This window comes from Streptomyces sp. UC4497, assembly GCF_054871485.1.
In genome coordinates this window covers 40343-58758 of the sequence record NZ_JBTYHB010000047.1, presented here as the reverse complement: position 1 = coordinate 58758, position 18416 = coordinate 40343, and the positions used below count along the sequence as shown (strand labels likewise).

The following is an 18416-nucleotide window of genomic DNA, read 5'->3' as shown; positions in this document are numbered from 1 at the left end:
GTGTCACCCGCAACGCTCCGTACCTCAGGCACCTCCCGTCGCAGTTCGTCCCCGACACGACCCTGGAGCGCACGTGAGAACAGGCGATCAGATCGTTCAGGATCTCCCCTGGAGATGGCACGTCCAGGGCAAGATCTTCATCATCGGAGGTCTCGGCTACCTCTTCGACGCGTACGACATCGCCCTGAACGGCTTCCTCATGCCGCTCCTGGGCCAGCACTTCGACCTGTCCCTCGGTGCCCGAGGGCTCGTCGCCACCGCCAACCTGGTGGGCATGGCCGTCGGTGCCATCGCCTGGGGCGCGGTCGCGGACCGGATCGGCCGCAAGAAGGCGTTCAGTGTCACCCTGCTGATCTTCGCCCTGTTCTCGGTGCTCGGCGCGCTCTCGCCGACGTACTGGGTCTTCCTGCTGCTGCGGTTCCTCGCGGGAGTCGGGCTCGGCGGCTGCATCCCGGTCGACTACGCGCTGGTGGGCGAGTTCTCGCCGCGCAAGTACCGGGGCCGGGTCCTCACCGCGCTCGACGCCTGGTGGCCGGTGGGGGTGACCCTGTGCGGGCTCGTGTCCACGGGCATGCTGTCCCTCGACGGCAACTGGCGCTGGATGCTCGCCACCATGGTGCTGCCCGCGCTGCTGTTGTTCTGGGCGCGCCGCGGCATCCCCGAGTCACCCATCTACCTGACGAAGAAGGGCCGCGAGGCCGAGGCACGGGCCGTCATCGACGACCTGGTGGCCCGCACGGGCGCGCCCGTCGAGCCGTACGTCATCCCCGAGCCGGTACCGGACGAGGGCCCGCGCGGCGTGGCCGCGGCGGCCCAACAGCTGCGCAACATCTGGGCGTTCAGCCCGCGCATCACCTCGGCGGCCTGGCTGTTGTTCGCCACCATCATGCTCGTCTACTACGCGGCGCTGAGCTGGATGCCGTCGATCCTCAAGGAGGAGGGGCAGGGTGACACGGCCGCCTTCATGAGCACGACGCTGATGAGCGGCGTGGGCATCGTCGGTGTCCTCGTCTCGACGGCCCTGGTCGATCTGGTCGGCCGCAAGTGGCTGATCGGTGTCTCGGCCCCGGTCGCCTCGCTCGCCCTCGTGATCTTCGCGATCGTGCGGGACATGCCGACCGGCTCGGTCATCACCATCGGCGTGTTCGGCTTCCTCGCCCAACTCGCCATCCCCGCTCTGTACGCGTACGTCTCCGAGCTGTACCCGACCGAACTGCGGGCCAGCGGCTTCGGCTGGGCCTCCTCGGTCAGCCGGGCGCTCACCGGTTTCGCCCCGCTGCTCTTCGGCTCGGTGCTGTGGCCCCTGCTGGGACTTCCGTTGACGTTCGCGGTGCTCGGCGCGGCCGTGCTCCTCGCCGTCGGCTGGATGGCCGTGGCGGCGCCGGAGACGAAGGGCCGGGAGCTGGACGACCCGGACCACGACGGCGGCGGCCTGCCCGCCCCGCGACAGGACAACCAGGAAGCCCAGGAAGACCAGGAGAACCATGAAACCAGCGCCCTTCGGCTATCACAGGGCTCGTGACGTCGACGGCGCCACCCGGCTCCTGGCCGAGCTCGGCGATGACGCGAAGGTCATCGCCGGCGGCCAGAGCCTGGTCGCCATGATGAACTTCCGGCTCGCACGGCCCGGCCACCTGGTCGACATCGGCGGCCTGCGCGAACTCGACGGAATGCACCGGGACGCGTCGGGCGCCCTGCACATCGGGGCGCTCACCACCCATCACACGGCGGAGAGCGACCCGGAGGGTGTGCTCGGCCGCGAGTTCGCGGTGCTGCGCGAGGCCATGCGGTGGATCGGGCACCTTCCCATCCGGACGCGCGGCACGATCGGCGGGAGCATCGCGCACGCCGACGCCACCGCCGAGTGGTGTCTGCTCGCGCTCGCGCTCCGGGCGGAGTTCGTGGCTCGCGGGCCACGCGGTGAGCGCCGCGTCGCGGCCGGGGACTTCTTCCTCGGCTACTACACCAGCGTGCTCGATCCCGACGAGCTGCTGATCGAGGTCGTCTTCCCGCGCCCGGCCCCGCACGCCGCGCTCACCGAGTTCGCCGAGCGCCAGGGCGACTTCGCGCTGGTGTCCGCCGCGGTGGACCTCGATGTCACCGACGGTTCGGTGCACGGAGGCCGGGTGGCGCTCGGCGGGGTCGCGGCCTCCGTGGTCCGCGTACCGGAGGCGGAGACGGTGCTCGCGGGCGGCGGCACCTTCGCCGACTGCGCCGAGGCGGCGGCCGAGGCCGTCGAGCCTCCGTCGGACGCCTCGGGCAGCGCGCACTACCGCAAGCAGCTTGTCCGCACGCTGGTCCTGCGTGCCTGTGAGGAGGCGATGAGCCGATGACACACCCGGATGATGCGCCCATGCCACGCCCGTATGCGCCGAAGACACACCCGGCAGACGGCAAGGGGCAGTTGACCGGGCGGTCGGTGGCGCGCCGTGAGGATCCGCGGCTCCTTTCCGGGCGCGGCCGGTTCGTCGACGACATCGCGCTACCCGGCATGCTGCACGCCCAGTTCGTGCGCAGCACGGTCGCGCACGGCGAGATCGCCTCCGTCGATCTGACGGCGGTACGCGAGGTGCCGGGCGTGGTCGCGGCGTTCACCGCCGAGGACCTGGACCTCACCGACATTACGGCCGAACTCGGCCGCCCCCGCTCGGAGTTCGTGCCCACGGCGATGCCGGTGCTCGCCCGTGACCGGGTGCGCTACGTCGGGGAGCCCGTCGCGATCGTGGTGGCGCGCGACGCGTACGCCGCGGAGGACGGCCTGGAGGCGGCCAAGGTCCGCTACACGACGCTGCCCCCGGTGACCTCCGAGAACGAGGCCCTGGCGCCCGGCGCCCCGCTCGTCCACGAGGAGGCCCCGCGCAACACCCTGGTGGACGTCTCCCTGTTCGCCACGGAGGGCATCGACGAGGTCTTCGCCGCCGCCTCGTGTGTCGTCCATGTCGAGTCGCGGACCGGCCGGCAGAACGCGCTCCCCCTGGAGACACGCGGCGCCGTCGCCCACTGGGACGACCGGGAGGAACAGCTCGTCCTCAACACCTGCACCCAAGTACCGCATCAGGTACGGACGGTGGCCTCCCGCTGTCTGCGCCTGGACGAGCGGGCGGTGCGGGTCGTGGTGCCCGACATGGGCGGCGGCTTCGGCCAGAAGTGCGTCGTGGGCCGCGAGGAGATCGCCGCGGCAGCCGCCGCGCTGCGCCTGCGCCGGCCCGTGAAGTGGATCGAGGACCGCAAGGACGCGCTGTCCGCGTCGTTCCTCGCCCGCGAGCAGCACTACGACGTCCGGGCCGCCTTCGACGCGGACGGTCACATCCTGGGGCTCGACGCCGACGTGGTGTGCGACATGGGCGCGTACTCCTGCTACCCGTTCACCGCGGGCATCGAGCCGCTGATGGCCTCGGCGGAGATGCCCGGCGTCTACAAGGTGCCCGCCTACCGGGTGCGCGGCCGTGCGGTCACCACCAACAAGGCGCCCACCGCCCCGTACCGCGGAGTGAGCCGCCCGCAATACGTGATGGTGATGGAGCGTCTCTTCGAGCGCGCTGCCCGCGAGTTGGGCCTCGACCCGGTCGAGATCCGCCGCCGCAACGTCATCACCGAGTTCCCGTACACGGGCGTCAACAACATCACGTACGACCCGGGCTCCTACCTGGAGTCGCTCGACCTGTGCGAGCAGCTGGTCAAGGACGAGGGCTGGTACGAGAAGCAGGCGGCCGCGGCCGCCGGGGGCCGGTACCTCGGCATCGGCTACTCCTGCTTCAGCGAGCGCACCGGATACGGGTCCACGGCCTTCGCCCAGCGCAAGATGCAGGTCGTCCCCGGCTTCGACATCTCCGAGGTGCGGATGGACACCAGCGGAGCGGTCACCGTCACCAGCGGCACGATGAGCCACGGGCAGAGCCACGAGACGACGTTCGCGCAGATCGTCGCCGACGAACTCGGCCTGGAACTCGGCAAGGTGAAGCTCCATCAGGGCGACACCGACCGCGTCACGTACGGCTACGGCACCTTCGCCAGCCGCTCCGTCACCATCGGCGGCAGCGCGGTGAGGATCGCCGCGGCCAAGCTCGGCGAGAAGCTGTGCCGGATCGCGGCGGCGCTCTGGGAGACCGAGCCGGCCGAGGTGGAGCTGACGCGCGGCGGCGTGCGGCGCAAGGACAGCAGTGACCCCGCGTACCTCACGTACGAGGAACTGGCCGACATCGCGTATCTCCGCGCCCACCTGCTGCCCCGTGACATCGAGCCGGGACTGAGCGCCACCGCCACCTTCGACGTGTTCAACGACGGCACCTTCTCCAACGCCACGCACGCCGTCGTCGTCGAACTCCACCAGGGCACCGGGCAGGTGGAGATCCTGCGGTACGTGTGCGTCGAGGACTGCGGCATCGCCATCAACCCGCAGGTCGTGGAGGGGCAGTGCCGTGGTGGCATCGCCCAGGGCATCGCGGGCGCGCTCTTCGAGCAGGTGACGTACGACGCGCAGGGCGAACCGTCGGCGACCAGTTTCATGGACTACAAGGTGCCGACCGCCCACGAGATCCCCGACGTGCTCATCCACCACCTCGAGACACCGTGCACGTTCAACGAGACCGGCGCCAAGGGCGCGGGCGAGGGCGGCACCATCGGCGCGCCCGCCGCGGTCCTCAACGCCGTCAACGACGCGCTGCGCCCCACCGGCACCGAACTCGACCACACCCCGATCACCCCGGAGACGGTGCACCGCGCCCTGAACCTGGAGCCCTCCACATGACCAGCCCCATGACCAGCTCCGACAACCTGCTGCTGCTCACCCTGAACGTCAACGGCGAGGAGCACGAGGTGATCACCGAGCCGCGCCGCACCCTCGTCGACGTACTCCGCCACGACCTGCGTCTGACCGGTACACACGTCGGCTGCGAGCACGGCATCTGCGGGGCCTGCACGGTCCTGGTCGACGACCGGCCGGCACGGGCCTGCCTGATGTTCGCCGCACAGGCCGAGGGCGCCCGGATACGTACCGTCGAGTCCCTCGCGGATCCGGCGACCGGTGAACTCAGCGATCTGCAACGGTCGTTCACCGAACACCACGGCCTGCAGTGCGGCTTCTGCACACCCGGATTCCTGATGCTCGCGGACGGGTTCCTCGCCGAGCGTCCGGAGGCCACCAAGGAGGAGATCCGGGAGGTCGTGGCCGCCAACCTGTGCCGGTGCACCGGCTACCAGACCATCGTCGAGGCGATCGACTCCTGCGCCACGGCCCGCCGCGCCGACTGCGCCAAGACCTGTACCGCGACCGAGGAGACAGCATGCAGCTGAGCAACACCGTCGTCGTAGGCGCCGCTCCGGACGCGGTGTTCGCGCTCGTCAGCGACGTGGAGAAGGTGGCGTCCTGCATGCCGGGCGCGACCCTCGAAGGCCGGGACGGCGATGCCTGGCGGGGCGCGGTCAAGGTCAAGGTGGGGCCGATCAGCGCCGCGTACGCGGGCACGGTGCGGTTCCTGGAGGTCGACGCCGAGAAGCGCCGGCTGCGTGTGCACGCAAGTGGCGCCGACACGCACGGCAACGGTGACGCCGAGGCCGAGGTGGTCCTGGACATCGGCGAGGCCCCGGAGGGCGCGCGTCTTGAGCTCAGTACGGATCTGCTGATCCGCGGCAAGCTGGCCCAGTTCGGCAAGGGCGCGATCGCCACGGTCTCGGACCGGATCCTGCAGCAGTTCGCGCAGAACCTCGGGAACCTGCTGCTCGACCAGGGGTCTGCCACGGGCGCCGCCCCTATCTCGACGGCACAGCCCAAGGCCGCGACCACCGGGACTCCCACCGCGCCCGCCGAACTCGACGGTCTGTCGCTCGTCGCGGGGCCGCTCCTGGCCAAGTACGGCCCGGTCGCCGCGGGTCTCGCCGTCGGGCTCGTCCAGGGGTGGCTGTTCGGCAAGCTGCGGGCACAGTCGGCCCAGCTGAAGGACCTGCGCCTGAAGGACCTGCGCCGGCAAGGGTGACCCGTACGGCGGTCACCTGCCGTACGCCGCCGCCTCCCGCGCCGCCGTCTGCAACAGCGGCACCATGTCGTGGAGTTCCTCGCGGCCCGTGAGGACGACGGTGGCACCGAGGGAGAGGGCGAGCTGCGGCGGCCCACCGTCGGGGTCGGCGGCGGGGACGCACACGGCGATGGAGCGGACCCCGCGCTCGTTCTCCTCCTCGGCCTCCGCCCACCCGAGTTTCCGGACGCGGGCCAGTTCGGCGCGCAGCTCGTCCGGGTCGCTGAGCGTGTTGGGCGCGCTGCGCGGCAGCGGACCGGCCAGCAGGCGCTCCTGGTCGGTCTCGGGCCGGGCGGCGACGAGCGCCTTGCCCAGCGAGGTGGCGTGCCAGGGGTTGCGGGTGCCCTCGTCGCTGCGCAGTTGCAGGTGCTGGCTGCCCTGCACGGAGCGGACGAGGAGGACCTGGTCGCCGTCGAGGATGCCCGCGATGACGACGAGGCCCGTGCGCTCCGCCAACTGCCGCATGGGGCCGAGGAGATGGTTGAACCCGGCCGGCGTCCGGTGGAAGCCGTGCGCCAGCTCCAGGGCGCGCAGCCCCAGGGCATAGGTGCGTGCGCTGGAGTCGTGGACGACGAAGCCCTCTTCGGTCATCCGGGCGAGCAGACGGTGGGCGCTGCTCACCGGCAGCTGCGCGGCGCGCGCGGCGGCGCTGACACCGAGCCCCTCGGGGTGCCGGGAGAGCGTGGTCAGCAGCCTGAGCCCGCGGCCGAGCATGTCATCGCTCATGGTTCACGCCCGCCCCCACCTGTGCCTTCGTCTCCGAGTTGCTTGGTTGTTCGCTGCCGAAGCTTACGTGGCGTGCTGTTCGGCGACCTTGGCAGCCGGTGCCTCGAGCTCCGCGGGCCGTCGTACGAAGGCCATCAGCGCGGCCGAGATCAGCGTGCCGATGGCCATGACGGCGAAGGCGCCCATGTCACCCATGGAGCTGCCGCGGATCCAGCCGACGAGGTACGTGCCGACGAACGAGCCGAGCGCGCCGAAGGAGTTGACGAGGGCGACGGCCGCTCCGGAGACGTTCTTGGGCGCCTGGTCGGCGACGAGCGCGAAGTACGGACCGTAGGGCGCGTACAGGCACAGTCCTGCGACGATCAGGAGCACGAACGACATCGCGAAGGAGGAGTGCGCGAGGTACGAGCCGTAGAGCGTGAGGGCCGCGACCACCAGCCAGGGCCAGATCGCGACGCGGCGCCTGCCGCTGCGGTCGGAGAGCTGGGAGTTGACGAGCATCGCGATCGAGGCGAAGAGGTACGGGACCGCCGAGAGCAGGCCGGTGGCGCCGATGCCCTGGCCCGACGCCTCCTTGATGATCGAGGGCAGCCAGAACACGAACCCGTACACGCCGATCGACCAGCAGAAGTACTGGGCGGCCAGGATGAGCACCGGACGCGAGGAGAGCACCTTGCGGTACTCGGCGGTGCGGGCCACGGCGACCGTGGGCTCCTTCGCCAACTCCGCGTCCAGCTCGGCCCGTTCACTCTCGGGCAGCCACGTGGCCTCCGCCGGGTGATCCTTGATCATCTTGAGGCAGAGCAGGCCCCACAGCACGGCCGGCAGGCCCTCGATGATGAACATCTCGCGCCAGCTGGTGGCCTCGATGATCAGTCCGGAGACGGCGGACAGCCACATCACGGTGACCGGGTTGCCCAGGATCAGGAAGGTGTTGGCACGCCCGCGCTCGCGCTGCGTGAACCAGCGCCCGAGCAGCATCACCATCGACGGCATGACCGCGCCCTCGACCACGCCGAGCAGAAAACGGACGGCCACCAGCAGGGCGGGGCTGTGCAGCAGTCCCTGGACGGCGGCGAGCACCCCCCAGGCGATGGTCGAGTACGCGACGAGGCGGCGGGCGCTGCGGCGCTCGGCGTAGATGGTGCCGGGGATCTGGAAGAAGAAGTAGCCCAGGAAGAAGGAGGCGGCGACCAGCGCGTCCATGCCGCTGGACATGTTGAGGTCCTCGGCCATGCCGCCCGCCGAGCCGAGCGAATAGTTGGACCGGTCCAGATACGCCAGCGAGTACGTGACGAACGCGATCGGGATCATGTGCTTGGTCCGCGTGGACGACCAGAATCCACTGCCGCGTGCGGCGCGGGACGACGTCGCTGTCATCCGTCACACCTCCTGCTTTCCGTGAGGGTTCTCCGAGACACTTTCCCGAAGCATTTTTCCGTGGGGCGGAAAGTGTTCTGTGGGACGGAAAGACGTTAGGGTCGACGCGTCGCCAGGTCAACAGCCTTGGCGCATCAATGATTTGCCGCGCTTCGGCCGAAGCCGCCCGGAAAGGTGCATGTATGCCCAGCCATGACTCCAGCCGCATCCCCGACCGGACCGGACCCGATTCCGAGGCGCCCGACGTGCTGGTGCCCTGGTCCGGTCTCGACCGCGCGCACGGCCCCTGGCCTGACGGGGTGCGCGTCCACGTGTGGGACGGGGTGGCGCCGGTCGGGCTCGACACGGAGCAGCTCGCCCGGATCGGCTACTGGGTCATGCCTTACGCGACGCCCGAGGCCACGAAGCTGCTCCCCGAGCTTTCGGGGCTGCGCGCCGTGCAGTCGTTGAGCGCGGGCGTGGAGAAGCTGCGGCCGCTGCTGCCCGAGGGCGTGGCGCTGCACAACGGGCGCGGGCTGCACGACGCGAGCGCCGCCGAGCACGCCCTCGCGCTGATCCTCGCCGCGCAGCGCGAGCTGCCGCGGTGGGTGCGCGACCAGGACGGGGGCCGCTGGGAGCCGCACTTCACGCGCTCCCTCGCGGACTCGCGGGTGGCGATCGTGGGCTACGGGTCCATCGGCGCGGCGCTCGAACAGCGCCTGCTCGCGTGCGAGGCCACCGTCGTGCGCGTGGCCCGCCGCGCCCGCCCCGACAGCGACGTCCACGCGGTCACGGATCTGCCGGAGCTCCTTCCGCACGTGGACATCGCGGTGCTCGTGCTGCCCGAGAACCCGTCCACGGTGGGCCTGTTCGGCGCGGCCGAGCTCGCCGCGCTCCCCGACGACGCGCTCGTCGTCAACATCGGCCGCGGCCGCACCCTGGACCCCGACGCGCTGCTCGCCGAGACCCGCACCGGCCGGCTCCGTGCGGCCCTCGACGTCACGTCCCCCGAACCGCTCCCCGCCGACCACCCGCTGCGCGCGCTGCCGGGCGTCCTCATCACTCCGCACGTGGGCGGCGGTTCGGCGACGTTCCGGCCGCGCGCCGAGCGCCTGATCGTCGACCAGGTACGCCGCTGGGCGAGCGGCGAACCCCTGGTCAACGCGATGGAGTAGGGCCTGTCGATTGGATCAGGCGGTGGCTGCCAGCGCGCTCTCGTACTGCTCGTCGGTGACCGGCTCCAGCCAGGTGGTGCCGTCGCCATCCGCGTCACCGACGACGATGGCGATGTGCGCCATGAACGTGGTATCGGTGGCGCCGTGCCAGTGTTCCTCGCCTGCCGGGCACTTGATGGTCTCGCCCGCGCTCGCGCGCACCACGTGGCCTTCGCGGGTGCCGACGAGGCCGACACCGTCGATGATGTGCAGGGTCTGGCCGTTCGCGTGGGAGTGCCAGTTGGTGCGGGCGCCGGGCGTGAACCGGACGTGACCCACGGCGAGGTGGGCCGGCGCGGCGGGGGCCTCGATGAGGTTGAGGTACACGTCGCCGGTGAAGCGTTCGGCGGGGGTCTTCACGGTGGGCGTGCTGGTGATGTGTTCCATGGCGCGTTTCCTAGAGGTAGGGGGTAGCGGTCGTCAGGAGGTGTGGTCGAGACCCGAGCCCAGCTCGCGGGAGGCCGCCACCTGGGCGAGCAGCTCGTTCGCCTTGGCCTCGACGGCGGCGAGGCAGTCGTCGCCCGCGACGAAGCGCAGCGGCGGCTCCTCCAGATCGGCCACCTTGAGCAGGGCATCCGCCAGCTTCGCAGGGTCGCCGGACTGCTGCCCGTTCATGGACTCCCACTGCTTCTTCGTGGCGGCGGTGCGCTCGGCGTAGTCGTCGATGGAGCCCTCCGCGTACGTGGTGGAGGCGTCGACGAGCAGCTCGGTGCGGAAGAAGCCCGGTTCGACGATGGTGGTGCGAATGCCGAACGGCTCCACGTCGTGGCGCAGGCTCTCCATGAAGCCCTCGACGCCGAACTTCGCGGCGGAGTACGCCACGCAGAAGTCGACCCCGATCGCGCCCGCGAGCGACGAGATGGTGATGACATGCCCGGAGCGCTGGGCGCGCAGCACGGGCAGGGCGGCGCGGGTGACATTCATCGGGCCGAACAGGTTGGTCTCGATCTGCGCGCGGACCTGCGCGTCGCTGAGCTCCTCGAAGAACCCGGCGTAGAAATTCGCCGCATTGTTGATCAGTACGTCGATGCGCCCGAAGCGTTCCACGGCGGCGCGGACGGCGCGCTCGGCGGCCTCGGGGTCGGTGATGTCGAGGGCGGTGGCCAGCAGGTTGTCCTGCTCCCCGCCGAGCGCCTCGACGACGCGCTCGGGCCGGCGTCCCGTGGCCACGACCTGGTGTCCCGCGGCGAGGGCCCGGCGCGCGATGTCGGCGCCGAGGCCACGGCCCGCGCCGGTGATGAAGAAGACCCTGGTCATGCTGGTGCTCCTGCGGCTGTTCGTGGGGCTGCTCATGCGGTTTCGGTGATCTGCTTGAGCTGGTTGATGGCGGTCATCGCGTTGGGCCAGCCCGCGTAGAACGCGAGGTGGGTGATGGCCTCGGACAGCTCCTCGACGGTCAGCCCGTTCTCCAGGGCGACACGGAGGTGGTAGCCGAGCTGCTCGCCGCGGTAGAGCGCCGCGAGCACACTGACGGTGACCAGGCTGCGGTCGCGGGGCGAGAGACCCGGCCGTTCCCAGACGTCACCGAACAGGACGTCATTGGTGACCTCGACCAGCTTCGGCGCGATCTCCGCGAGCTCCTGCGGGGCGGACTGCTTCGGCATGATGCTTCTCCTCGTTCTTCCGGCTTGGCTGCCGATATCGAGGAAACCGCAGGTCACCGGCGCGGAGAAGGGTCTGCCGTTACAGGTACTGACAGGACCCCCCACATGCGCACATCCCGCCTTAGCCTGGAAACGTGAGCACCGAGAGCGACATCCGCGAGTTCCTGGCCTCCCGCCGCGCCAAGATCACCCCGCAGCAGGCGGGCCTGCCCGCGTACGGCGGGAACCGGCGCGTGCCGGGGCTGCGGCGCGAGGAGGTCGCGCTGCTCGCGGGCGTGAGCATCGACTACTACGTGCGCCTGGAGCGCGGCCACCTGGCCGGTGCTTCCGAGGAGGTCCTCGACTCCGTCGCGGGCGCGCTCCAGCTCGACGACGCCGAGCGCGCGCACCTGTACGACCTGGCGCGCGCCGCCGCGAAGCGCCCCGCCCGGCGTACCAAGCGCAGCCGCGGCCCGCTGCCGGACAGCGTGGTGCGTGTAGTGAACTCGATGAGCGACTGCCCGGCCTTCATCCGCAACGGCCGCCTGGACATCCTCGCCACGAACCCGCTGTGCCGGGCCCTGTACAGCCCCCTCTACGCCGACGAGTCCCGGCAGCCGGTCAACATCGCCCGCTTCCAGTTCCTCGACCCGGCCGGGCGCGAGTTCTTCCCCGAGTGGGAGGAGTCCGTGAACACCACCGTGTCCCTGCTGCGCACCGAGGCAGGGCGGGCCCCCGGCGACAGCGACCTGACCGGCCTGATCGGCGAGCTCGTCACCCGCAGCGACGAGTTCCGCGTGGCGTGGGCGAAGCACAACGTCCGCCTGCACCGCACCGGCCGCAAGTCCTTCCGGCACCCCGTCGTGGGCGAGCTCGCCCTCGACTTCGACGCCATGGAGCTCCCCGCCCAGCCGGGCCTCACCCTCACCGCATACAGCAGCCCGCCGAACACCCCGGACCACGACAAGCTCCAGCTGCTCGCGGCGTGGGCGGCGACGCCGGAGACGTCCATCGAGCAGTAGACGCCGGAGACGTCCGTCGAGTCATAGGGACACCGGCGCGCCGGTCAGCTCTCCAGACCCGCGTTCAGCAGCCGGCCCAGCGGCTTGCGGGTGGCGATCAGCGCGAGCCCGATGCCGATGCCACACACGGCCGTGATGGTGAAGTACGAAGCGTTGTCGATCGCCGTGAACAGCTGGCCGAGCAGGCCCGCGAGGGATGAACCCAGGGCCAGTGTAAGGAAGTTGAGGCCGACCATCTGGGAGCGGAAGGTGCTCGGGCCGATCCGGGTGGCCAGGGATAGGCCGATGGGTCCGACGAAGACCTCCGAAGAACCGGCCGCTGCCATGAAGACGAGGATGAGGAACAGCGGGATCTGCGCGTTTCCTGTGGCCTCCGACAGCACCAGCAGGAACAGATAGGCACAGCCGATCTGCGTCAGTCCGATGGCGACCTTGGTGACCGGACCGGGCTGGCGCTCTCCCAGCCTGGTCCACAGCCGGGCGATCAGCGGCGTGATGAGCACCGCCGCGAGCGGGCTGACCGTCGTGATCCAGGCGACGGGGAAGGTCCAGCCACCGATGTGCAGGTCGATGCGCTCGGTGATGAGGATGGAGATCGCCGTGAACTTCTGGAAGAGGAACCCGAAGTAGATCCCGGAGGCCAGGAACAGCGGCAGATAGCCGAGGACGCGGCGGCGCTCGTCGCGGCTGACCGTCTTCGAGGTGGTCATGGTCAGGAAGTAGACGGCCGCGGCCACGAGCGCGGCGACGGTCACCACCGTGGACAGGTTCTCCGCCCGCAGCAGCCCGGCGCCTACGGCGCCGCCCACCACCGCGAGGAAGCCGACCGCCACGAGTGCGGCCAGGGGCCGACGGCCGGCCGGGAGCGGGTTGTTGACGGTGTGGGCCCGCGCGGGCAGGTGCTTCATCGACAGGAGGTACTGGACGAGCGCGCCGGCCATCCCGATCGCGGCGAGGCCGAAGCCGTAGTGGAACCCGAGTTCGTTCTGCGCGAGGCCCGTGGTGAGCGGGCCGACCACCGCGCCGATGTTGATGGCCATGTAGAAGTACGTGAATCCGGCGTCGCGGTAGCGTTCGTCGGGGTGCTGGTCCAGGACGAAGCCCACGATCGAGGTGATGTTCGTCTTCAGCGCGCCGGTGCCGAGCACGATGCACACCAGTCCGGCCGCGAGTCCCGTCAGGCCCGGGGCGAACGCGAGCACCACATGTCCGGCGGTGATGACCACGGCGCCGTACAGCACCATGTTCCGGGGGCTGACGAGCCGGTCCCCCAGCCAGGATCCCAGGATCTGCGACAGGTACACGGCGCCGCCGTACGCGCCGACGATGCCCGAGGCGACGGCCGGGTCGAGGGCGAGGCCGCCGTCGGCCACCTTGTACAGCAGGTAGAAGGAGAGGATGCCCTGCAGTCCGTAGAACGAATAGCGTTCCCACAGCTCGGTGAAGGCCATGCTCCACAGGCCGCGCCGCAGGGACCGCTCGTCGGCCGCTTCCCGGCGGGTTCCGTCTTCGCGAAGTGCCGTGTCCGGCACGGGAGTTCCGGTCATTCGCTGAGTCCTGCCAATCTCGATCCGACGCGGGCGATGAGCGAGGTGCTGTGGGAGTGCCGCTTCTCCTCCCAGCGGTCGGCGACGCCGAACAGCCGGTACATCGCGTGGACGCCGATCCAGCGCAGCGGTTCGGGTTCCCAGCGGCCCGAGTCGTGGTCGTTCCACGGCAGCCGCGTGAGGTCGGTGTCCCGGCCTTCGGCGCGGTCCAGGAGGGTGCGCGCGGCGAGTTGGGTGGCGGTGACCCCGTGTCCTGCGAAGCCGCGGACCACGCCGATGCGGGTGGCCGGGTCGAAGGTGACTCCGGCACACCAGTCGCGGGTCACGCCGATCGCGCCGCGCCATGCGTGGTCGACGGTGAACCGCACGTCGGGGAAGAAGAGTTGGATCCGCTCGCTCAGGGTGCGCACCGTGCGGGCGTCCACGCGGCCCTCGCCGGGCGTGCCGGAGTTGAACGCGTAGGGCGTGCCACGGCCGCCGATGGCGATGCGGCCGTCCTCGGTGCGCTGGGCGTAGACGAAGGTGTGGGCGGCGTCGCCCAGGCACTCCCGCCCCTCCCAGCCGATCCGCTCCCACACGTCGTCCGGGAGCCGATTGGTCACGATCATTGAGGAGTTGACCGGGATGACCTCGCGGGCGCCGAGCGCGGGGACGTCGCTCTCGACCTGTCCCGAATACGCTTCCAGGCACGTCAGGACGGTGGTGGCGCGCACGGTGCCGCGCGGTGTGGTGACGGCGCCGGGTGCGATGCGGGTGGCGCGGGTGTGCTCCAGGATGCGTACGCCCTTGGCGGTCACGACGTCGGCGAGCCCGTGGACGAGCTTGGCCGGGTCGACGCGCGCCGTGGTGCGGGTGTGCAGGCCGCCGAGCGCGGGGCCGATGGCGATGCGCTTCTTGACGGCTTCGGCGTCGAGGAGTTGCAGGTCGTCGGCGCGGTAGCCGTTCGCGAGGTCGGCGGCGTGGGTGAGTTCGAGGCGCTTCATCGCGGCGGGGGTGGTAGCGACGCGCAGGTGTCCGCCGCGCTGCTGGTCCGCCTTGATGCCCTCCTCGTCGAGGACGCGGAGGACGTCGTCGACGGCTCCGTCCATCGCGCGCTGGAACGCGGCGACGGCGGCGGCGCCGTCCTGGCCCCGCTTGCGGGCGGCCTTCGCGTAGACGGCGCGGTTGCCGGGGATGAGCGGGGAGAGCCAGCCGCCGTTGCGGCCGGAGGCCCCGTAGCCGACCTCTTCGGCCTCGAGGACGGTGATCTTCGCGGTGGGGTGTTCCAGGACAGCGTGATAGGCGGCCCAGAGGCCGGTGAGACCGCCGCCGACGATGACGAAATCCTGTGTCCCGTCGGGTAGTTGGTCGTCGCGTTCAGGCGGGGTGCCCGCGGTCCGGGAAGGCCGGGAGGCCTGCATCCAGTGCGATATCTCGCCGTTGCGGTAGACGGTCATCGGTGACTCCTTAGTGCACATGCGTACGCCCAGCAGGCGCTGAATGGGCGCTCAGTAGGTGGGAGGTGCCATCGCCCACAGGACCCTGGCCTCGCCGGTGCCCGTGGCCTCGGCGACGCGGTGGGGGTCACTGCTGCGGTAGTGGATGGAGTCGAGGGCGGACAGCCGGTGGTGCTGGCCGCGTACCCATACGTCCACCTCGCCGGTCAGGACGAGCAGCAACTCCTCCGAGCTGCCGTGCGTGTACGGCTCGACGCCCGTGGAGCCACCGGACGCGAAGTGGCCGAGGAGGACTTCGAGATGGTCGAAGGTCCCGGGGGTGAGCTTGATCTTCGTGGCGCCTTCGCCGAACGACATCCCGTGGGTGTCGCGGAACCGCAGGACGGGCCCGGCGGCGCTCCCCGCCTGGTCGAACAGGTCGCCCACCGTCAGTTTCAGTACCTCGCACAGCCGTTGAAGCGTGCGCACGCTCGCGTTCGCCTGATCGCGCTCGACCTGCGAGAGGTACCCCTCCGTGAGCCCTGTCTGCTCGGCCACTTCCTTCAGGGTGAGTTGGAGAGCTTTCCTGCGGCGGCGCAGCCGTGCGCCGACCTCGGCCGGAGGGCCGGAGTGATCGTTCGCCATGGCCGGAACCTAACAAGGCTGTGGCCAGACAACAATGGGTTGTGCTGCCATCAATTTTTTCTTTACTGGCGGGCGACCGCGGCGCCGACCACCTCAGGTGCCACCACGACCTTTACTTGCCTACCAGGAAAGTCGCGCGTAACTTTCCTCCTGGGAAAGTGGAGCGGGGAACGGGAGGGCGAGACGCGTGAGCACGTCGGTGGATGCCGAACAGGCCTGGAGGGACCTGCAGCGCATTCGTGTGCCGCAGGAGCGGGTGTACGACGAGGTGGAGCGGTCCGCGGCGGCCGGCTCGGGCAGCCCGTGGGCCACGGCCGCGATCATGTGGCTGTTCCTGGCCGGCCTGGGGCTTGAGCTGCCCGGATGGGGCGTGGGCCTGGTCATGGCGGCGTACGTCGCGCTGCTGGGCGGACTTGCCGTGCGCCATCAGCGGCGCAGCCGGGTGCGGCTGCACCACACGCGACACACATCACGGATGTTCGCCACCTTCATGGCGGGCGGGGTGGTGACCGGCGCGACGGTGCTGCTCTCCGGGCATCTGGTCGATTCGCTGGAGCCGCTGCACGGCAGCCTGATCCAGGCCACCGTCTCGGCAGCCGTGTTCGTGCTGTTCGTGGGGCCGACGAGCCGCTGGGCGGCCAGGTCCGCGCGGAACCACGAGGACCGTACGCCGGGCGCCAGGACGGAGGCCGGGCGATGAGTGTTCCCGCAGGTTTCGACGAGCTGATCCATCCCGCCACCCGGCTTTCGGTGGTCTCGCTGCTCGCCGCCACGGAGTGGGCGGAGTTCTCCTTCGTCCGCGACAGCCTCTCGCTCAGCGACTCCGCGCTCTCCAAGCAGCTGCACACCCTTGAGGAGGCGGAGTATCTGGAGCTCCGCAAGGAGGGCGGCGGCCGGGGCCGCCGCACCCGGGTGCGGTTGACGGCCCGTGGGCGCACCGCCTTCGAGGGACATGTCGCGGCACTCCGGGCGATCGTCGAGGGCGCCGGTTCCGCGGCCCCCGCAGCCTCGGGGGCACAGCGATGACGACGCGGCACACCACATCCGAAGGACCCGTCGTCCACGCCCGGGACATCACGATGACGTACGGCGACATCGACGTCCTGCACGGCGTGGACCTCGACATCCACCGCGGCGAGGTCTTCGCGCTGCTCGGCCCCAACGGGGCGGGGAAGACGACCACCGTCGAGATCCTGGAGGGCTTCCGGCGCCGGTCCGCCGGGGACGTGAGCGTGCTCGGTACGGACCCGGAGCGCGGCGACGACGCGTGGCGGGCGCGGATCGGCCTGGTCCTGCAGTCCTGGCGCGACCACGGCCGCTGGCGGGTCGGCGAGCTGCTGAGGCACTTCGCGACGTACTACCCCGACCCGCGCGACCCGGCCGAGCTGCTGGCCCTCGTCGGTCTCACCAACCAGGCCGACCGGCAGGTGGCCCGGCTCTCCGGCGGACAGCGTCGACGCCTCGACGTGGCGCTCGGCATCGTCGGGCGTCCCCGGCTCCTCTTCCTGGACGAGCCGACGACCGGTTTCGACCCGGAGGCGCGGTACGAGTTCCATGCCCTGGTCGAGCGGCTGGCCCGGGACGAAGGTGTCACCATCCTGCTCACGACCCACGACCTGGTGGAGGCCGAGCGGCTCGCGGACCGGATCGCCATGCTGGTCGGCGGCCGGATCCGGGCCTCGGGCACACCCGCGGAGCTGGCCCTGCGGGCAGCCGCCCGCGCCGAGGTCCGCTGGACGTCCGAGGACGGGACACCGCGCCGCGAGCGCACCGCGGACCCCTCGCAGCTCGTGTGGGAACTGCACCGCGACGCCCCCGGCCCGATCGCCGACCTGGAGGTACGGCGGCCGACGCTCGAGGACACGTATCTGCACATGGTGAACCTGGCGGCCGACGGCGCGGACCTGGGCGCGGAGCCGGACGAGGACGAGGAGGCACGGGCCGCATGAGGACGACACCCATGACGAACAGCTGGCGTGCCGGGATCCAGCGCGGCGGCATCGAGCTGCGGCACCTCGTGCGCAACGGCAAGGAGATGTCCGGCCACGTGACGAACGTCGTCGTGGCGCTGGTCATCGCCGCGTACATCAGCAGCAACGTACCCGGCACCGCGACACCCATGTCCCACCTGGTGGTGGCGGGCTTCGCCGCGTATCTCCTCTTCCAGGTCGGTCTTGTCACGCTGCCGCAGATCCTCGTGACGGAGCGGGAGGAGGGCGCTCTGCTGCGGCTGCGTGCCACGCCTGGCGGGATACCGGCGTATCTGGTCGCCAAGTGCCTGCTGATCGTGGTCGTTTCGGTCGCCACCCTGGCCCTGCTCCTGGCGGCCGCCGCGCTGCTGGCCGACGGGCCATTGCCGCAGGGGCCGGGCGGGTGGCTGACGCTGGCGTGGGTCACGACGCTCGGGCTGCTTGCCGTCGTGCCGCTCGGCGCCGCGATCGGCGCGGTGCTGCCCAACCCGCGTGAGGCGCTGGCCCTGATCATGCTGCCGGTGATGGGACTCCTCGTCACCTCCGGGGCGGTGTTCCCGATCACCGTGCTGCCCGTTCCCTTGCAGCAGGTGGCGTCGGTCTTCCCGCTCAAGTGGATGGCGCAGGGCCTGCGTTCGGCGCTCCTGCCGGATGCGGCACGGGCCGCCGAGCCGGCCGGATCCTGGGAACTGCCCATGGTCGCCCTGGTCCTGACCGCCTGGGCCGCCCTCGGCTTCCTCCTCGCGATCCCGCTGCTGCGCCGCGCCGCCCGCCGCGAATCCGGCTCCCGCCTGACGGAGCGCCACCGGAAGGCGGCGCTCCAGAGCTGAGGCGGCGGGCCCTAGGGTCCTTCTGACGGATCAGGCTGGATGCGGGCAGCCGTGAATGACCGGCTCCGCGAGCGGGGTCTGGTGCGTGCAGCTG

The 18416-nt window shown here is 70.9% G+C and carries 19 protein-coding genes; 11 read left to right on the top strand and 8 right to left on the bottom strand.

The genetic code is table 11. The features are described 5' to 3' along the window. Positions 1 to 73: 73 nt before the first annotated feature. The 5 genes from ACYSUO_RS38090 to ACYSUO_RS38070 are packed head-to-tail and all read left to right on the top strand — an operon-like array spanning position 74 to position 5972. Positions 74 to 1522: an MFS transporter gene (locus ACYSUO_RS38090; RefSeq protein ID WP_461780784.1), complete on the top strand. Its 1449-nt coding sequence runs from the start codon at positions 74 to 76 to the stop codon at positions 1520 to 1522. After that, on the top strand, positions 1485 to 2333 hold the full coding sequence (locus ACYSUO_RS38085; protein ID WP_461780783.1) for an FAD binding domain-containing protein: 849 nt from the start codon (positions 1485 to 1487) through the stop codon (positions 2331 to 2333). The genes ACYSUO_RS38090 and ACYSUO_RS38085 overlap by 38 nt, the downstream gene beginning before the upstream one ends. A 20-nt stretch (positions 2334 to 2353) precedes the next feature. Next, positions 2354 to 4747 (top strand): xanthine dehydrogenase family protein molybdopterin-binding subunit, encoded by a 2394-nt coding sequence (locus tag ACYSUO_RS38080; RefSeq protein ID WP_461780782.1) that lies wholly within the window; start codon positions 2354 to 2356, stop codon positions 4745 to 4747. Beyond that, on the top strand, positions 4744 to 5292 hold the full coding sequence (locus ACYSUO_RS38075) for a (2Fe-2S)-binding protein (protein ID WP_461780781.1): 549 nt from the start codon (positions 4744 to 4746) through the stop codon (positions 5290 to 5292). The genes ACYSUO_RS38080 and ACYSUO_RS38075 overlap by 4 nt, the downstream gene beginning before the upstream one ends. Beyond that, complete coding sequence (locus ACYSUO_RS38070) at positions 5283 to 5972, top strand: SRPBCC family protein (RefSeq protein ID WP_461780780.1); 690 nt, start codon at positions 5283 to 5285, stop codon at positions 5970 to 5972. Before ACYSUO_RS38075 ends, ACYSUO_RS38070 begins: the two co-directional genes overlap by 10 nt. Positions 5973 to 5984: 12 nt before the next feature. Here the strand turns inward: ACYSUO_RS38070 and ACYSUO_RS38065 are convergent, their stop codons facing one another. Both ACYSUO_RS38065 and ACYSUO_RS38060 read right to left on the bottom strand, forming a co-directional pair. Beyond that, positions 5985 to 6737, bottom strand: a complete 753-nt coding sequence (locus tag ACYSUO_RS38065; protein WP_461780779.1) for an IclR family transcriptional regulator — start codon at positions 6735 to 6737, stop codon at positions 5985 to 5987. A 63-nt stretch (positions 6738 to 6800) separates the two neighbouring features. Beyond that, a complete protein-coding gene (locus ACYSUO_RS38060; protein WP_461780778.1) occupies positions 6801 to 8117 on the bottom strand; it encodes an MFS transporter in 1317 nt (438 codons plus the stop codon). Positions 8118 to 8299: 182 nt separating this feature from the next. Between ACYSUO_RS38060 and ACYSUO_RS38055 the strand changes: the two genes are divergently transcribed. Then, entirely contained in the window at positions 8300 to 9271 is a 972-nt protein-coding gene (locus ACYSUO_RS38055) for a 2-hydroxyacid dehydrogenase (protein ID WP_461780777.1), read from the top strand. A gap of 15 nt (positions 9272 to 9286) precedes the next feature. Here ACYSUO_RS38055 and ACYSUO_RS38050 read toward each other — a convergent pair whose 3' ends face one another. From ACYSUO_RS38050 to ACYSUO_RS38040, 3 genes are read right to left on the bottom strand one after another with little or no spacing between them, the layout of a single operon-like run. Next, a complete protein-coding gene (locus ACYSUO_RS38050) occupies positions 9287 to 9697 on the bottom strand; it encodes a (R)-mandelonitrile lyase (RefSeq protein WP_461780776.1) in 411 nt (136 codons plus the stop codon). A 33-nt stretch (positions 9698 to 9730) separates the two neighbouring features. Continuing rightward, entirely contained in the window at positions 9731 to 10567 is an 837-nt protein-coding gene (locus ACYSUO_RS38045) for an SDR family oxidoreductase (protein WP_327658112.1), read from the bottom strand. 32 nt (positions 10568 to 10599) lie between these two features. Further along, positions 10600 to 10914: a carboxymuconolactone decarboxylase family protein gene (locus ACYSUO_RS38040; protein WP_461780775.1), complete on the bottom strand. Its 315-nt coding sequence runs from the start codon at positions 10912 to 10914 to the stop codon at positions 10600 to 10602. 134 nt (positions 10915 to 11048) lie between these two features. Between ACYSUO_RS38040 and ACYSUO_RS38035 the strand changes: the two genes are divergently transcribed. Continuing rightward, a complete protein-coding gene (locus ACYSUO_RS38035; RefSeq protein ID WP_461780774.1) occupies positions 11049 to 11915 on the top strand; it encodes a helix-turn-helix transcriptional regulator in 867 nt (288 codons plus the stop codon). A gap of 44 nt (positions 11916 to 11959) precedes the next feature. On the opposite strand, the gene ACYSUO_RS38030 is transcribed toward ACYSUO_RS38035, so the two are convergent. Genes ACYSUO_RS38030 through ACYSUO_RS38020 form a run of 3 tightly spaced genes read right to left on the bottom strand, consistent with a single transcriptional unit; the run spans position 11960 to position 15522 of the window. Beyond that, positions 11960 to 13462, bottom strand: a complete 1503-nt coding sequence (locus ACYSUO_RS38030) for a peptide MFS transporter (RefSeq protein ID WP_461780773.1) — start codon at positions 13460 to 13462, stop codon at positions 11960 to 11962. Then, positions 13459 to 14898: an NAD(P)/FAD-dependent oxidoreductase gene (locus ACYSUO_RS38025; RefSeq protein ID WP_461780772.1), complete on the bottom strand. Its 1440-nt coding sequence runs from the start codon at positions 14896 to 14898 to the stop codon at positions 13459 to 13461. The genes ACYSUO_RS38030 and ACYSUO_RS38025 overlap by 4 nt, the downstream gene beginning before the upstream one ends. 51 nt (positions 14899 to 14949) lie before the next feature. Further along, positions 14950 to 15522: a helix-turn-helix domain-containing protein gene (locus ACYSUO_RS38020; RefSeq protein WP_461780771.1), complete on the bottom strand. Its 573-nt coding sequence runs from the start codon at positions 15520 to 15522 to the stop codon at positions 14950 to 14952. Positions 15523 to 15709: 187 nt separating this feature from the next. Here ACYSUO_RS38020 and ACYSUO_RS38015 point away from each other — a divergent pair, with 187 nt between their 5' ends. Genes ACYSUO_RS38015 through ACYSUO_RS38000 form a run of 4 tightly spaced genes read left to right on the top strand, consistent with a single transcriptional unit; the run spans position 15710 to position 18322 of the window. Then, positions 15710 to 16222 carry a hypothetical protein gene (locus ACYSUO_RS38015; protein ID WP_461780770.1) on the top strand — a complete coding sequence of 171 codons (513 nt, stop codon included), beginning with the start codon at positions 15710 to 15712 and terminating at the stop codon, positions 16220 to 16222. After that, positions 16219 to 16548 carry a transcriptional regulator gene (locus ACYSUO_RS38010; RefSeq protein ID WP_461780769.1) on the top strand — a complete coding sequence of 110 codons (330 nt, stop codon included), beginning with the start codon at positions 16219 to 16221 and terminating at the stop codon, positions 16546 to 16548. Before ACYSUO_RS38015 ends, ACYSUO_RS38010 begins: the two co-directional genes overlap by 4 nt. Beyond that, positions 16545 to 17471 carry an ABC transporter ATP-binding protein gene (locus tag ACYSUO_RS38005; RefSeq protein WP_461780768.1) on the top strand — a complete coding sequence of 309 codons (927 nt, stop codon included), beginning with the start codon at positions 16545 to 16547 and terminating at the stop codon, positions 17469 to 17471. Before ACYSUO_RS38010 ends, ACYSUO_RS38005 begins: the two co-directional genes overlap by 4 nt. Further along, positions 17468 to 18322 (top strand): ABC transporter permease, encoded by an 855-nt coding sequence (locus tag ACYSUO_RS38000; protein WP_461780767.1) that lies wholly within the window; start codon positions 17468 to 17470, stop codon positions 18320 to 18322. Before ACYSUO_RS38005 ends, ACYSUO_RS38000 begins: the two co-directional genes overlap by 4 nt. Positions 18323 to 18416 lie beyond the last annotated feature (94 nt).

Bases quoted from the DNA above. Each gene is read 5' to 3' on its own strand.
- ACYSUO_RS38050 (WP_461780776.1), bottom strand. From the start codon at position 9,697: ATGGAACACATCACCAGCACGCCCACCGTGAAGACCCCCGCCGAACGC.
- ACYSUO_RS38020 (WP_461780771.1), bottom strand. From the start codon at position 15,522: ATGGCGAACGATCACTCCGGCCCTCCGGCCGAGGTCGGCGCACGGCTG.
- ACYSUO_RS38030 (WP_461780773.1), bottom strand. From the start codon at position 13,462: ATGACCGGAACTCCCGTGCCGGACACGGCACTTCGCGAAGACGGAACC.
- ACYSUO_RS38070 (WP_461780780.1), top strand. From the start codon at position 5,283: ATGCAGCTGAGCAACACCGTCGTCGTAGGCGCCGCTCCGGACGCGGTG.
- ACYSUO_RS38075 (WP_461780781.1), top strand. From the start codon at position 4,744: ATGACCAGCCCCATGACCAGCTCCGACAACCTGCTGCTGCTCACCCTG.
- ACYSUO_RS38025 (WP_461780772.1), bottom strand. From the start codon at position 14,898: ATGACCGTCTACCGCAACGGCGAGATATCGCACTGGATGCAGGCCTCC.
- ACYSUO_RS38040 (WP_461780775.1), bottom strand. From the start codon at position 10,914: ATGCCGAAGCAGTCCGCCCCGCAGGAGCTCGCGGAGATCGCGCCGAAG.
- ACYSUO_RS38005 (WP_461780768.1), top strand. From the start codon at position 16,545: ATGACGACGCGGCACACCACATCCGAAGGACCCGTCGTCCACGCCCGG.
- ACYSUO_RS38085 (WP_461780783.1), top strand. From the start codon at position 1,485: ATGAAACCAGCGCCCTTCGGCTATCACAGGGCTCGTGACGTCGACGGC.
- ACYSUO_RS38080 (WP_461780782.1), top strand. From the start codon at position 2,354: ATGCCACGCCCGTATGCGCCGAAGACACACCCGGCAGACGGCAAGGGG.
- ACYSUO_RS38060 (WP_461780778.1), bottom strand. From the start codon at position 8,117: ATGACAGCGACGTCGTCCCGCGCCGCACGCGGCAGTGGATTCTGGTCG.
- ACYSUO_RS38045 (WP_327658112.1), bottom strand. From the start codon at position 10,567: ATGACCAGGGTCTTCTTCATCACCGGCGCGGGCCGTGGCCTCGGCGCC.
- ACYSUO_RS38010 (WP_461780769.1), top strand. From the start codon at position 16,219: ATGAGTGTTCCCGCAGGTTTCGACGAGCTGATCCATCCCGCCACCCGG.
- ACYSUO_RS38055 (WP_461780777.1), top strand. From the start codon at position 8,300: ATGCCCAGCCATGACTCCAGCCGCATCCCCGACCGGACCGGACCCGAT.
- ACYSUO_RS38065 (WP_461780779.1), bottom strand. From the start codon at position 6,737: ATGAGCGATGACATGCTCGGCCGCGGGCTCAGGCTGCTGACCACGCTC.
- ACYSUO_RS38000 (WP_461780767.1), top strand. From the start codon at position 17,468: ATGAGGACGACACCCATGACGAACAGCTGGCGTGCCGGGATCCAGCGC.